The sequence below is a fragment of the Eubacterium sp. SB2 genome (genome assembly GCF_001244405.1).
GTDB lineage: Bacteria > Bacillota > Clostridia > Lachnospirales > Lachnospiraceae > Faecalicatena > Faecalicatena contortus_B.
The window spans coordinates 160,871-174,992 of the sequence record NZ_LN865148.1; the positions used below are offsets into that span (position 1 = coordinate 160,871).

At 48.1% G+C, this 14,122-nt stretch carries 12 protein-coding genes; all 12 read right to left on the reverse strand.

The genetic code is table 11. The features are described 5' to 3' along the window. Nucleotides 1-128 precede the first annotated feature (128 nt). On the reverse strand, nt 129-1,478 hold the full coding sequence (locus BN1938_RS00760) for an alanine/glycine:cation symporter family protein (RefSeq protein WP_050638764.1): 1,350 nt from the start codon (nt 1,476-1,478) through the stop codon (nt 129-131). A 75-nt stretch (nt 1,479-1,553) separates the two neighbouring features. Next, nucleotides 1,554-2,291 carry a PepSY domain-containing protein gene (locus BN1938_RS00765; protein WP_167702489.1) on the reverse strand — a complete coding sequence of 246 codons (738 nt, stop codon included), beginning with the start codon at nt 2,289-2,291 and terminating at the stop codon, nt 1,554-1,556. 89 nt (nt 2,292-2,380) lie between these two features. Continuing rightward, a complete protein-coding gene (locus BN1938_RS00770) occupies nt 2,381-3,754 on the reverse strand; it encodes a sensor histidine kinase (RefSeq protein WP_050638766.1) in 1,374 nt (457 codons plus the stop codon). A gap of 162 nt (nt 3,755-3,916) precedes the next feature. Then, complete coding sequence (locus BN1938_RS00775; RefSeq protein ID WP_050638767.1) at nt 3,917-4,597, reverse strand: response regulator transcription factor; 681 nt, start codon at nt 4,595-4,597, stop codon at nt 3,917-3,919. 24 nt (nt 4,598-4,621) lie between these two features. Further along, nucleotides 4,622-5,113, reverse strand: a complete 492-nt coding sequence (locus BN1938_RS00780) for a GNAT family N-acetyltransferase (protein WP_050638768.1) — start codon at nt 5,111-5,113, stop codon at nt 4,622-4,624. A gap of 46 nt (nt 5,114-5,159) precedes the next feature. Then, on the reverse strand, nt 5,160-5,834 hold the full coding sequence (locus tag BN1938_RS00785; RefSeq protein WP_330581523.1) for a CatA-like O-acetyltransferase: 675 nt from the start codon (nt 5,832-5,834) through the stop codon (nt 5,160-5,162). Nucleotides 5,835-5,846: 12 nt separating this feature from the next. Next, complete coding sequence (locus BN1938_RS00790) at nt 5,847-6,266, reverse strand: pyridoxamine 5'-phosphate oxidase family protein (protein WP_050638770.1); 420 nt, start codon at nt 6,264-6,266, stop codon at nt 5,847-5,849. 547 nt (nt 6,267-6,813) lie between these two features. Then, nucleotides 6,814-7,827, reverse strand: coding sequence for a DUF5643 domain-containing protein (locus BN1938_RS00795; RefSeq protein WP_050638771.1), 1,014 nt, complete (start codon nt 7,825-7,827; stop codon nt 6,814-6,816). A gap of 2 nt (nt 7,828-7,829) precedes the next feature. Further along, on the reverse strand, nt 7,830-8,384 hold the full coding sequence (locus tag BN1938_RS00800; RefSeq protein WP_050638772.1) for a sigma-70 family RNA polymerase sigma factor: 555 nt from the start codon (nt 8,382-8,384) through the stop codon (nt 7,830-7,832). A gap of 926 nt (nt 8,385-9,310) precedes the next feature. After that, nucleotides 9,311-11,155 (reverse strand): ABC transporter ATP-binding protein, encoded by a 1,845-nt coding sequence (locus tag BN1938_RS00810; RefSeq protein WP_050638774.1) that lies wholly within the window; start codon nt 11,153-11,155, stop codon nt 9,311-9,313. Continuing rightward, nucleotides 11,148-13,568: an ABC transporter ATP-binding protein gene (locus BN1938_RS00815; RefSeq protein ID WP_050638775.1), complete on the reverse strand. Its 2,421-nt coding sequence runs from the start codon at nt 13,566-13,568 to the stop codon at nt 11,148-11,150. The genes BN1938_RS00810 and BN1938_RS00815 overlap by 8 nt, the downstream gene beginning before the upstream one ends. 34 nt (nt 13,569-13,602) lie before the next feature. Next, the gene (locus BN1938_RS00820) at nt 13,603-14,058 is read right to left on the reverse strand and encodes a MarR family winged helix-turn-helix transcriptional regulator (RefSeq protein ID WP_050638776.1); all 456 of its coding nucleotides are present in this window, start codon (nt 14,056-14,058) and stop codon (nt 13,603-13,605) included. Between the last annotated feature and the right edge of the window lie 64 nt (nt 14,059-14,122).

Here is a 14,122-nt window from a genome sequence, read left to right on the forward strand (position 1 = left end):
CAGACGGGCGAAGCATTGTGCTATTTATTTTTCGGTGTACTAGTTTTATCTTTAGGGACTCTTACGTAAACGGAGGGGCTTTTTAAAATGGCATAGACACTCCTGCATGAGGCAGGCTTCCCGGTTATTCAGCGTCCTCCGCCTCTTACACTCCCAAAGCTCGCCCCAGTCTCCCGAATCACCACTTTCCGGAGCATCCAGATGCAAAGTATGTTAGGAATCGCCATAAATGAGTTAAATAGATCCGATACCGTCCACACAAGATCCAGGGACATCACTGCCCCCAGATATACCGCCGCTATATAGGCGATTCTAAAGGGAAGGATTTTTTTATTTCCCCACAAATACTGCACCGCACACTCGCCATAATAGCTCCACCCAATGATAGAGGCATAGGCAAAAAGCACCAGCGAGACGGACAGCATCGTGCTCCCGCCTACCGGCAGTTTTTCAAATGCCAGGAAGCACAGCTGGTCATCCGCAGCCCCAATATAGATCCCCGGCTCACTTAACATACTGCTCACGATCGCGATCCCGGTGATTGCACACATCACGACCGTATCCCAGAATGGCCCTGTCATGGAAATGATTCCCTGCTTAACCGGGGAACTGGTTCTGGATGCAGCCGCAGTCATGGGGATGGAGCCCAGACCCGCCTCATTTGTAAACAGTCCCTTTGAGATTCCCGTCCGCATGCCCACCATCACAGCTGTGCCGGCAAGCCCTCCGAATACTGATTTGGAGGTAAATGCAGACTTCACAATCACAGCAAGTGCCGCCCCCAGATATGCCCGGTTTATCCAGATCAGGAACAGGCAGCCGCCGAAATAAAAAACACTCATAAAAGGAACCAGATATGTACACACTTTTGAGATCTGTTTTGCACCGCCGAGCATCACGGCCCCCACCAGGACTGCCGCAATGATTCCGATTACGGACGGGGAAATCGGAAATTCCACCTGCACCGCGGCGCAGATTGAATGTGACTGGACGCTGCTTCCCATTCCCAGAGACGCCAGGATTGTGCTGACGGCAAACACAACCGCCGCACTTTTCTGATGCAGCACCTTTTCCATCACGTACATCGGTCCGCCGGTATATGAACCGTCCGGCCTTCTTATTTTGTATTTTGCGGATAGGAAGCACTCGGCATAGCAGGTTGCTATACCAAACACTCCGGTCAGCCAGCACCAAAACACCGCACCAGGCCCTCCTATGGCAATCGCGGCAGAGATGCCCACGATATTCCCTGTACCAATTGTAGCCGCCAGCGCAGTCGCCAGCGCAGAAAAGGGCGAGATTCCATCGTCACCGGCTTCTTTTTTGGAGAAGCTAAGCCGTATTCCCAGAGGGATCTTGCGCTGGATAAAACCAAGCCTGACGGTAAAATACAAGTGGGTACCCAGAAGAACCACCAGCATCGGCATTCCCCACAAGTACCCGTAGATCGATTTCATGATCTGTGATAATGTCTCCATGTCATAACCCCGCAAACGGATATCACTCTATTTATATGACAGGAGTCCCCACTTTATCATCTTCTCTCATTTACATTATTCTTTTCTCCATTCCAAAAACGCGCCGGTCATGGCATGGATCTCAAAATCGTATTTATGTCCGCCGTATATAATGTCGCCCTCGTACTTATACCCGCCGTCATCGTACTCCAGCGCAATCACAATATCATCCTTACCCGCGCCCTCCACACGCTCCAGGGCCAGCTCTTGTGCCTCCTTCAGATTGACACCGATCAGCTGATCCTTATTATTCTCCATATAAGTCTGCAGATCCTGTAGGTGATACGTAACAGACTGCAGTTCTTCGTTTACTTCATCCAGATTATCCTGAAGGCCTTCGTTGTCTAAGTCTTTTTCCTCCCGCGCAAGCAGATCCTCTAACCGCTGCTTCTGCTCCTCAAGGCCTTCTTTTAACGCCTTTGCTTCCTCGAGCTGGGTCTGGATATCCAGCTTGTACTGTGCGTCCTGCTGGCGTGCATATGTGCTTTCACTTTCTGCCTTTAATATCGTTCCGTCATCGGCCAGAATTTCATACTCATATTCCATCTTGCTTTCCGTATTCATAAAATAAACATCATAGACAGACTTCCCGTCCTCTTTTTCTCTGGAAACCTGAAGTCTGGACGCCTCTTTCTCATCAGTCTGTGAATCTTCGAAGGCTATTTCCTTAGCTTTCTCTTCCCCAATCCCTTTTTTGGAGCATCCGGGCATCAAAACCGCAGATACCATACACAGTACGGCAGCATATACCTTCAAACCATTCTTTATCTTCATCTTCTTTCCTCCTTTCGGCAGGTACATATTAGTCTCCCCGCATCTGTCATTTCATATTCTCAGTATACCTGCCTTAGATTAAAGAAAGATTAAAAAATACCGTCAGGAAAGAAAAATTGAAACGTACTGCCCTCCCCGCTTCTGCTCTCTGCCTCAACGCCGCCTCCATGTGCCTCCAGAATCCATTTCACCATCGGAAGCCCCAGCCCCACATGTTCGTCTGAGGTTCTTGACTGATCGGCACGGTAGAATCTCGTCCAGATATGCGGAAGTTCCGCTTGTGATATACCGATTCCGTCATCCAATACCGAGCCAATAATACACCCTTCCTTTTTGAAAAGGGTCACCCGTATACAGCCGCCTTGTCTGCCGTATGCAGCTGCATTTGAAAGCAGATTGTCCAGCATATGTATATATAAGGTTTCATCCACACAGGCATACACCTCCGGCTCTATCTCAGTCTCTATTGTTATCTTCTTTTCCCTTGCAGCGTTCTCCAGTTCCTGCACGCACATCAGGGTCAGCTCGCTCAGGTTCAGATATTCCCGGTTCAATTCCAGCATCCCCCGTTCTCCGCGGGATAAAAGCAGCAGCTTTGAGATCATGCCCGCCATCTCCTCTGCCTTTTTCTGCACGACCCGTACCCTGGCGCGCTGTTCCTTTGGCATCTCCCTGCTCTGCAGTAGTTCTTCACACTGGGCGAGTATCACGCTGACCGGAGTTCTGAGTTCATGGGATACATCGGAAGTAAACTGCTTTTCGCGCTCAAAGGATTCTTCCAGCCGTTCCAGTGTCTGATCAAAGGTAACAGCCAGTGTATAGATCTCGTCCCGGTTTTTATCTTTGCGTTCTAAAGGGAACACAATCCGACTGGACAGGTCTCCGTCCTTTTGGATCTGCTGTACGGTGTCTGTCATCTGCTTCACGGGAAGCAGCGTCCGCCGTGTAAAGTAATAACACGCCGCCGCTGTGGCCACAGCAAGCAGAGGCAGCAGTACAACGGCAAACCTCTGCGTGATACGGAAGCTGTATTTCACCCTGTCCACAGAAGTAATGCCTCTCACATAGATATTTCCGTGGATTCCATCGTTGTGCAGCAAATCATAGACATACCAGGCCTGTCCGCCCTGGGACACGGTCTGAAGACTTTCTACCTCAAACGCAGGCTGCTCCTCAAATTCATAAGGAATCCTGCCATAGAGAAATTCGCCCGCGCCGTCATAGAGTGACAGATAGACATTTTGTTCCAGATCGTAAAAATCTGCATCCACCTCCAGCTCCCAGTCCTTATAACTGATATATCTAATCCCTTTCTGCACCTGTCTTTTCAGCGTTTCCTGGGCAGAGAGGAGGACTTCCCTGCTGCTGAGCGAGAACAGGATCGCCAGAACCGTACCGATTATAATGATCAGAAATGAAGAGTATAAGAGCGTCAGCTTCATCTTCAGGGAAAATCTTCTCATAGCTACCTCCAGATTCAAGCAGGGTTTCCGTAACAGTTCAGACAGGTCTGCGCATTTACTGCGCAGACCGTACGAAAACATAATGGTTGCAGGCGTTCAGGTCTCCGCTCGGCTTCGATCCATGCTAAACATGCGCCATGCACTGCATTACAAGACAGACGGTTATCCACAGTTCTTCACTTTCAGGACATATCCTGTTCCGCGCACCGTATGGATAAGTTTTGTTTCAAATTCCTCATCGATTTTCTTTCTCAAATAGCGGATATACACATCAATCACATTGGAACCGCCCGGATAATCATAATTCCAGAGATGCTGCTCCAGTTTTTCCCGCGACAGCACGATCCCCTCATTCTGGACCATATACCTGAGCAGCGCAAATTCTTTCCCGGAAAGCGCAATCTGCTTTCCACCGCGCTTAACCTCAAGGGTATCCAGATGTACTTCCAGATCAGCTATTCTGCAGCATACCCCGCCTGTGTCCCGGGGGGATCTCAGCAGCACCCTGATCCGGGCCAGCAGTTCCTCAAATGCAAAAGGCTTGACCAGATAATCATTGGCTCCGGCATCCAGTCCCGCCACCCGGTCTTCGATACTGTCCCGTGCCGTCAGCAGCAGAACCGGTATGTTCCCGCCCTGTGCCCTGAGCCGTTTTAAGACAGTCAGCCCATCCACGCCCGGCATCATAATATCCAGAATCACAGCATCATAGTCCGCGGCCTCGAGGTAATCCAATGCCGCCTGCCCGTCCATGCAGGAATCTACGCTGTAATGCTCTCCCCGCAGCTTATCTAGAATCAGCCGGTTCAGATCCGGCTCATCTTCCGCCAGTAAAATCCTCAATACCGCACCTCCTGGTACTCTAATCTAATCTGTCGTTTTACACGCCAGCTCTTTTAACGTATTACCTGCAAGACGGTAAACCGTCCACTCTTCCATCGGCTCGGCTCCCAAAGATAAATAAAAGTCAATACTGGGCTTATTCCAGTCAAGACAAGACCACTCAAGCCTGCCGCAGCCTCTTTCGACTGCGGTCTGAGCCAGCTTTTTCAAGATGCCTTTCCCATAACCGCGCCCCCGATATTCCGGAAGAACAAATATATCTTCAAGATATAGTCCCGCCCGTCCCAGAAAAGTAGAAAAGTTATGAAAAAATAAGGCAAAACCAACTTCCCGGTTATCCGCCATGGCAAAGATAACTTCCGCCTTTTGCTTTTCAAACAGTGATTCTTCCAACAATTCTACCGTTGCAATTAATTCATTTTCCATTTTTTCGTATTTTGCAAGATCCCTGATAAACTTTAAAATAAGTTCCGTATCCTCTCGTTCTGCATAACGAAACGTTAATGATTCTGCCATTTTCAGTCCTCCAAATTTCAAGATTCATTTAAGCTTCTTACTATTGCTAAAACTCATTCAGATATTTTTGCAGCCCATCTGCAAATTTCCCAATATGTATACCGTCTACGAATGAATGATGTGCCTGCACAGATAAAGGCATAACGATCCGTTCGTCCTTTTCGTAATATCTGCCCCAGTCGAATAAAGGTGTGGCGTTATCTTTTCTACCTGAATTTGTATGGGAGATGTGAGTATATGTGATCCACGGCATTGGAGAACATTGAAACACATCATTCCCCAAAGGTCCGGTAAAATACTCTCTCTGCTCTCTGGCTGTCTTGGCGGCGAGTTCCACATAATCCTGCATATTCTCCTGCATGGGCACATTAACTACCTTGAATAATTCACTCTCCGTATTTAAATATGTAAATGCGGTATCAATCTTGTCAAACAAAACAACCTGACCATCCAAAAAACGGTATCTGAACGCTTCTATCTCATTCGCGCACTTACACACAGCATACACCATAGAAAGGGTAAAAGAGTATTTTTGCTGTTTTACCTTTTTCAGAAAATTCGTAACATCTGCCTCAAAGGTTACACAAAAAGCAGGCTCAACACTATTCCTAAAAACCATACAGTGCATGGCCCTCTCCCAACTATTTTCATTAATTACCTGATAATGATTCAATACAATTACACGCCCCTTCCAGATATCATTTATAAAAAATGATATCACAAAAATAATAGTTTATTCAATATCGAACGTTTCGGAACTAAAATTGCTATAAAACCGCCCCTGTCTTGCTGTAAAACGCAAAACACAATAATCCGGGTCGGTCACCCCCTCCGGATAATACATCGTATCCCCATCCTGCCAGATCATCTCCTTATAAACACGATCTTCCAGTACCTCCATAGTACCAGTCAACATCACGCCCCGGAAAAATCTTCTGTCACAAAAATAAATACAGGCCTGTGGATTCTTCCGATACTGCATTACCCTCATAGAAGAAGTATTCGTAGTAAAATAAAACACCCGAATCCCCTCCCTTTTCCTAGGCGGCAGCATAGCCTTCGTATTAGGAAACCCTTCCTCATCCACAGAACTGATAAAAGACACCCCCTGCTTATCAATCAAATTCCCAATCGTTTTTACCGGATCTCTCATTTTCTTACTCTCCTCCTTATCATAATCCCTATTATAAATGAACCAGGCTCTATAGTAAATTAGCCACTCCTTAAAGTCTCCAAAAACCTCCTTTTCCCCAAAAGTTCCCCCGTCAATATACTCATTATAATTATTAACCCCATCAATAGCAAGTAAAGAACCTCTCCCTTATCTCTCCCGGCCGTTCTTGTCAAATCAATCCACCACTATCCGCCTCCCCTCATTCCTCCCGCCCGGATGCACCAAAGCGACGTGAAATGCGCTGCGGTAAGCCCTTCACATACACACATGGCGGTTTGAAGAGCTCCCAGCGCGTTTAGCAGCAGTAAGACGGAAAAGAGCAGAATTGCATGACTGAACCCTGATTCCGAATCAGGGTTCAAGCGAACCTGAGGCGTGTAAGCATCGGCTTACACGCTGAATGTCCGTGGTGTCATGCAATTCTGCTCTTTTCCGTCCTACTGCTGCTTAACAAGCGTCCGCCCTTCAAACCGCCATGTGTGTATGTGAAGGGCTTACCGCAGCGCATTTCACGGAGCGCCCCCCTTCATCGAACCTCAATCGTGAAAGCCTCTCCAACTTGCTCAAAATCATGACTAAGTCTCCCGCTTGTTTCCGGATACTTAACCGCATAGGGCGTCAATGTCAGCGTCTCCGCCTCATCGCTTAAATTCCCGGCCGAGTTATCAATGACGAACCTTCCGCCCTCTTTATTGGATGAGCTTACATAGAAACTTACCGGATTGCCCAGATTATCCGTGCCCTCAAGTTTCATATCATAGTCATTTTTATTTCCGTCATTGGTATAAAATATTTTCTGTCCCATGGCGTTGCTCGTATACTTCGTAAATGTGATATTACATCCATCCGGCAGCTGGTACCGGTATGTGAGGTCAATGGTCTGCGTATCAGCAGAAAGCTGTTCCCCGCTGGCAGTAAATTTAAATTCCCAGCCGCCCCTGTTTTCCTCATAATCGCTGAACCGTATGGCCACGTTGACCTCCCGGCTCAATTCCGCCAAATCCACCTGATTCAGATAATATTTCATCACCACTTCCCGCGTATGTTCATCGGTAGTGTAAGAGCCTCCGCCTGCTGCGCCCGATGCCCGCACGCCATTGATGTAAACATTTCCCATCAGCCCCGGCCCGCCTTCTGTGATAGCATCTTCATAGACCTCTGTCGTCGAAACAACGAGCTCATCCACATCCAACACCACAGAATTCAGTGTAATCGTTATCCCGTCTTCCGTCACAGACTGATTGACAATCTGTTCATACGGCGCCAGATTCTTATCAATCCCGAGAAAAGCGCCGATCCGGTAGGACAATTGTTCCACCGCATCTGCCACGGCTCCCCGAAGAGGCATGACTGTCAAAAGGGCAAAAGCTGCTGCCGCACATACGCCTGCCATAACATATTTTTTCCTGCCTTTTCTTCGAACCCTGCCAAGAACCTTTTTCTTCGTCCTTTTTGCTTCCACCTCCGACCACGCTTCCTCCTGGTACGCATCGGCCTCAGAATCTATGTCATTCAACATCATATATATATTACTCTTCATATTCATCTCTCCTTCTGCTCTCTTGGATACAAGTTTCTGATTTTACGTTTTCCACGGGATACATGATTATAAACAGCCGACTCCTGCATGCCCATCTCCCTGCTCACCTGGCTGATATCCTGTTCTTCAATATAAAGCCTCCGAAAAAGCTCCTGATCCCGTGGGTTCAGGCATGAAAGCATCTGTTCCAGCTCCTTTGATATCTCCTGGTCAATCAGCCTCTGATAAGCCTCTTCCTCCTTTGCCGCGGCCACATCCTCAATATTTTCCACCTCCAGCTCCCTGCGGTGCTTCCGCAGGCAGTCGATGGCACGGTATCGTGAAACTCCCGCGATCCAGTTCTTAAAAGAATTCTTCATACAGTCAAAATACTGAATGTTATTCCACACCTGGAAGAAAATATCATTCATACATTCCTCCTGATACTGCGGCAAAGCATAAAGATGCTTTCTCACAACCGACTTCACAAGCCCTCCATACCGCTCAATAATATAGGCGAGAGCCGACTCATTATGCTGCTTTAGCTCCCTGATATAATTTTCCTCATTAATTTTCATAATCTGCGTCCTTCTCAAAATTGTAAGCTTACAAAATATCGTTACACCTATTATTACGTACAAACAAGGGGGAAGTCTATCAGAAAGTTGGAATTTTTTTCGGAGGGGGGACGCTGTGCGGAATTGGAATATGCCTCTCCTGGATGCGGAATCAGGATATAAGTGCCGCTAATCAAAATCGGAGCCGCCATGATGAACACCGCGGACACTTGCGGGAATTCTGATGAATTCCCACTTCGGGTCTGCTTGTTTTCAGGCCTTGTAGGCCTGAAAACAGTTCACATGGCGGCTCCGATTTTGATGAAGCGGCACTAATATCCTGAAAGACGCATCCAGGAGAGGCATATTCCAATTCCGCACAGCTGGGTTCATCCTCCGTAAGGAAAAAACCTTTCTGATGCCCGGGACTTCGACGGGGGCGGCGGATTGAGTTGAATTGACGGAACATTGTATGCCCCAGTAAGTGATAGTTTGAAGTTTTTCACCACTTGTAATAATCTTGCTTTTTAACCCAATCGGATCTATAACTTCCCTATCCGCCAATTCCCATCCGCCTCCCCCGTCCAGGCTCCCCAAAAGAGTTTTTTCTTCCTGCCGGATGCGCCCAGCCTGCCTGGGCCAGGGAGATGGCTGCCTCCGCGGCAAACCGGGATGGTTTTCGGAAGCATCGAGCGCACGGTCTAGAAGTTCTTGCGCAAAATGAGCCGTCCACGAGGGATGAAAAGTGATTTTCCAAATCACTTTTCAGTACAACCTGAGGCCAGAAAGCATCAGGCTTTCTGGCTGAATGTTGTACGTGCCCTCGTGGACGGCTCATTTTGTGCTAGAACTTCTCCGTAAGCGGCCTGCTTCCGAAAACCATCCCGGTTTGCCGCGGAGGCAGCCATCTCCCTGGTCCAGGCAGGCGCCCCCCCAGCAATAAACCTCTACCCCGCCGCCCTCTCGAATTGGGAATTGTAGAGTTCTGCATAGAACCCGCCTTTGCGGATCAGTTCTTCGTGTTTCCCCTGTTCTACGATGTCTCCATCTTTCATAACAAGGATGATATCGGCATCCCTGATTGTTGACAGCCTGTGGGCTATGATAAAGCTGGTTCTGCCCTTCATCAGGGTGTCCATGGCCTTCTGAATCTGGATCTCTGTTCTTGTGTCTACAGAGCTGGTTGCTTCGTCCAGGATCAGGATCTTTGGGTCTGCCAGGATGGCTCTTGCGATGGTTAGGAGCTGTTTCTGGCCCTGGGATACGTTGCTGGCTTCCTCATTCAGTTCCATATCATAACCGCCCGGAAGTGTCTGGACAAAACGGTGCACTCTTGCTGCCTTTGCCGCTTCGATCACTTCTTCGTCTGTTGCATCCAGTTTTCCGTAACGGATGTTATCCCGGATGCTTCCGTGGAACAGCCACGTGTCCTGAAGCACCATGCCGAACATCTGGCGCAGTTCGCTCCGGTTGAAATCTTTGATGTTATGTCCATCAATCAAAATGGCTCCGCTGCTGACATCATAAAAACGCATTAATAGTTTGATCATCGTGGTCTTACCCGCTCCGGTGGGCCCTACGATCGCTATCTTCTGGCCTTCTTTTACCCTGGCAGAGAAATCATTGATAATAATTTTGTTCTCATTGTAGCCAAACCGTACATGGTCGAACTCGACATTGCCCTGCAGACCTTCCACAGATACCGGATTCTGCACAGTCTGGTCTTCTTCCTCTTCCTCCAGGAATTCAAACACACGCTCGGATGCCGCTGCTGTGGACTGCAGCAGATTGGCTACCTGCGCTACCTGCTGGATCGGCTGCGTAAAGTTTCTTACATACTGCGTAAAGGACTGGATATCTCCAACCTCGATTGTACGCTTTGCCGCCAGATAACCTCCCAGAATAACAACTACCACATACCCCAGGTTCCCGACAAACTGCATGATCGGCATCATCATACCGGATATGAACTGGGACTTCCATGCAGAGTCGTATAGTTTATTGTTGGTTTCTTCGAATTCTTCTATTACATCTTTTTCTTTATTAAATACCTTTACGATGTTATGGCCGCCATATACTTCCTCCACCTGTCCGTTGACTTCACCGAGGTATTTCTGCTGTCCGCGGAAGTACTTCTGGGAACGTTTCATGATCACGGAAATGAAACCGATGGAAAGCGGAAGTATTAAAAGCGCCACTACTGTCATCAGAGGACTGATCGAGAGCATCATGACCAGCACACCGATGATTGTCGTAACTGAAGTAATCATCTGGGTCATACTCTGATTCAGGCTCTGTCCCAGCGTATCTATATCATTGGTCACTCTGGACAGCACTTCACCATATGTCTTTGTATCAAAATAATTCATCGGCATTCTGTTGATTTTTTCTGATATCTCTCTCCTCAGACGGTATGTCATTTTCTGGGAAATGCCGGTCATCAGAAAGCCCTGAACAAACGAACACAAGGCGCTCACCAGATACAGGCTCAGCGTAAAGATCAGGATCTGACCGATTTTCCCAAAATCCATGCCGTCTCCGCCGGACACTTTGCTGACCAGGCCGTTGAATATCTCCGTAGTTGCCTTACCAAGGACCTTCGGGCCAATGATGTTAAAAATCGTACCGCCGATCGCAAATACGATTACGAAAAACAGCTGTATTTTATATTTGCTCATATATTTGAGCAGTTTTTTTACGGTTGCTTTGAGATTCTTTGGCTTCTCACCCGGAACCATACCCTTCATAGGGCCCCGTCTGCCCATAGGCCTTCTGCCGCCTTCTCTACTCATGGCTGTTTTCCTCCCTTCCTTTCGTGTCTGACTCTGCTGTCTCCATCCCCGCCTTCAGTTCTTCCTCCGACAGCTGGGATGCCGCAATCTGCTGATATACTTCACAATTCTTCAGCAGCTCCCGGTGTGTACCCTTCCCTGCCACCATACCATCGTCCAGAACAATAATCTGTTCCGCATGCAGGATCGTACTGATACGCTGCGCAACAATCAGTACCGTGCTGTCTGCCGTATTTTCCTTCAGCGCTCTTCTAAGCGTAACATCTGTCTTATAATCCAGCGCAGAAAAACTGTCGTCGAAAATATAGAGATCCGGATGTTTTGCGATCGCTCTGGCTATGGAGAGGCGTTGTTTCTGTCCGCCCGATACATTCGTTCCTCCCTGGGAAATCGGGCTCTCATATTTTTGGGATTTTTCTTCAATGAATCCGGCAGCCTGTGCGACTGCTGCTGCCTCTTCCATCTCCTCATCGCTGCCCTCCGGGTTCCCATACATAATATTAGAAGCAATGTCGCCGGAGAACAGTACCCCTTTCTGCGGCACATATCCCAGCTTATCCCGCAGGTCATGCTGGGTTATATCGCGGATATCTATGCCGTCCAGGGTAATACTGCCTTCCGTCACATCATAAAACCTTGGAATCAGATTCACCAGCGTGGACTTGCCGCTTCCCGTGCTTCCGATGATCGCAGTTGTCTCACCCGGCTTCGCTGTGAAATCAATATCGTGGAGCACGTCTTCGCTTGCCCCCGGATATCGGAACGATACATGGTCGAACTTCAGAACGCCCTGCATTTTTTCCGGCAGCTTTACTGCTTCCTTCGGATCATGTATTATGGTTTTGCTTGTAAGCACTTCATCTACACGGTCCGCAGAAACGGCCGCCCTTGGCAGCATAATGGAAATCATGCACAGCATCAGGAAGCTGGCAATGATCTGCATTGTATATTGAATAAAGGCCATCATATCCCCGACCTGCATCTGTCCGCTGTCAACGCCGTGGGCGCCGCTCCAGATAATCAGAACGGAAATGCCGTTCATAATCAGCATCATAACCGGCATCATGAATGTCATGGCACGGTTTACAAAAAGGGTCGTTCTTGTCAGATCCCTGTTTGCCTTGTCAAAACGCGCTTCCTCGTGCTTTTCCGTCGAAAATGCACGGATAACAGATAACCCTGTCAGAATCTCCCTTGTAACCAGGTTCAGCTTATCTACCAGGGTCTGCAGAATCTTAAACTTCGGCATAGCCACGGTAAATAGAACCAGAACTACCAGGCCGATCAGGATCACTGCCAGTGCAATGATCCATGACATGGATACATTGGTATGGAATACTTTGTAAATGCCTCCCACGGCCATAATCGGTGCATATAATACCAGCCGCAGCAGCATAACCAGCAGCATCTGGATCTGCTGGATATCGTTTGTGCTCCGCGTGATCAGAGACGCAGTTGAGAAGTGGTCGAATTCATTGTTCGAAAATCCGACAACCTTTCTGAATACCTTTCCCCGAAGATCACGTCCTGCAGTTGCACCCACGCGGGAAGCCATAAATCCTACCAGAATGCTGGCTGCCATCCCCAAAAATGCAAGTCCTACCATCTTCGCCCCCGTAGACAACAGGTAACTGTTCTGCAGTTGATCTGTGTCCACGTTCAGCCGTGTGTATGCATCCTTAATGTACACTTTGGCAGCCTGGTCTATCATAGTCGACGGCATGTCGGAAAATTTGTCCTCTATCTGCTTCGTCACCTCAGAACGCTGCTCCTCAGGAATCATACCAAACAGTTCAAATACATCGGCTTCATCTATCTTTTTCAGCTGAGCGTCAATCTGTTCCTTTGCCTGCTTCTGCATCTCTTCCTGCTGCTTCTGCAGTTCAGGATTCATTGCGATCGCAGCCTTCTGCTCATCCGTCATCTTGGACGCGGCCTCATCCATCTGCTTCTGCGCCTGCTCCTCAATCATAGCCTTCATTTTGTCTTTCATGGAGACTTCCATCTGGTCAGTCATATCGCTTCCGGATTCAAAGCCGGACACCAGCATCATCGGACTGCCAAGAATTGAGGACAGTTTTTCCACCTGCGCTTCATCCTCTGCGGCCTTACTCTTCAGGACATACACAGAACCGTCATAGTCATACCCTGTGTCCTTCTCCTTCAACTGATAAGCTTCTTTCACTGTATCCGCATCTTTGCTGCTTACAAAAAGCAGAAGCTTCTCCATATCATCCGCCGTAACTGCTCTCGGTATCGATTCGTCAATACCGCCCTGCTGAATCCCGACATTCACAATGTCCGAAGTATATCCGGGCAGCGACAGGTCGCAGTACGCCTGTATGATGAGGACTGCCAGAATCGCTATAACGGCTTTCCAGTACATCCCCATATACTTAAATAGTTTCTTCATAATATCTCCCTTTCTGCATATACTATCATGTCTGTCATTTTAAACCGGAGAGTTCTTTTTCCTCTTTTAAATTCTCCTGCATCTGAAGCAGAAGTCTTCTAAACAGCAGCTTCTCCTCCTGGCTCATGCCTTTGAACATGAGTTCATCCATCTGCTTCGCCACTTTTTTGGTATGCTCCAGGCACGCCTTCCCCTTATCAGTGGTACTCAGACGCATAATCCTCTGGTCTTTATCATCCGGCTTACGCCTGATGTATCCCAGACGTTCCATCTTCCCGATTGCCGCAGTAATAGACGGCGGAGTCACATTCATCTTCGAGGCAAGTTCCCGCTGGGACATCTCTCCAAAATGTTCCAGCATAAAGAGAATCCCCGCCTGCCCAATCTTTAAATCATACTCATCAAATAACAGCCTGGCCCGATTCATGCTCATATGCATGATCTGGCTCATAATCCCAACTGTGGGAACATGGTTGGCATCACAATTCATATAAATCTCCTTTCCCGGAATCCCTATCCCAAATCCGAAAATTAGTTAGACGTTTAACGATTAT

Bases quoted from the DNA above. Each gene is read 5' to 3' on its own strand.
- BN1938_RS00820 (WP_050638776.1), bottom strand. From the start codon at position 14,058: ATGAATTGTGATGCCAACCATGTTCCCACAGTTGGGATTATGAGCCAG.
- BN1938_RS00780 (WP_050638768.1), bottom strand. From the start codon at position 5,113: ATGGCAGAATCATTAACGTTTCGTTATGCAGAACGAGAGGATACGGAA.
- BN1938_RS00765 (WP_167702489.1), bottom strand. From the start codon at position 2,291: ATGAAGATAAAGAATGGTTTGAAGGTATATGCTGCCGTACTGTGTATG.
- BN1938_RS00770 (WP_050638766.1), bottom strand. From the start codon at position 3,754: ATGAGAAGATTTTCCCTGAAGATGAAGCTGACGCTCTTATACTCTTCA.
- BN1938_RS00810 (WP_050638774.1), bottom strand. From the start codon at position 11,155: ATGAGTAGAGAAGGCGGCAGAAGGCCTATGGGCAGACGGGGCCCTATG.
- BN1938_RS00795 (WP_050638771.1), bottom strand. From the start codon at position 7,827: ATGAAGAGTAATATATATATGATGTTGAATGACATAGATTCTGAGGCC.
- BN1938_RS00760 (WP_050638764.1), bottom strand. From the start codon at position 1,478: ATGGAGACATTATCACAGATCATGAAATCGATCTACGGGTACTTGTGG.
- BN1938_RS00800 (WP_050638772.1), bottom strand. From the start codon at position 8,384: ATGAAAATTAATGAGGAAAATTATATCAGGGAGCTAAAGCAGCATAAT.
- BN1938_RS00790 (WP_050638770.1), bottom strand. From the start codon at position 6,266: ATGAGAGATCCGGTAAAAACGATTGGGAATTTGATTGATAAGCAGGGG.
- BN1938_RS00815 (WP_050638775.1), bottom strand. From the start codon at position 13,568: ATGAAGAAACTATTTAAGTATATGGGGATGTACTGGAAAGCCGTTATA.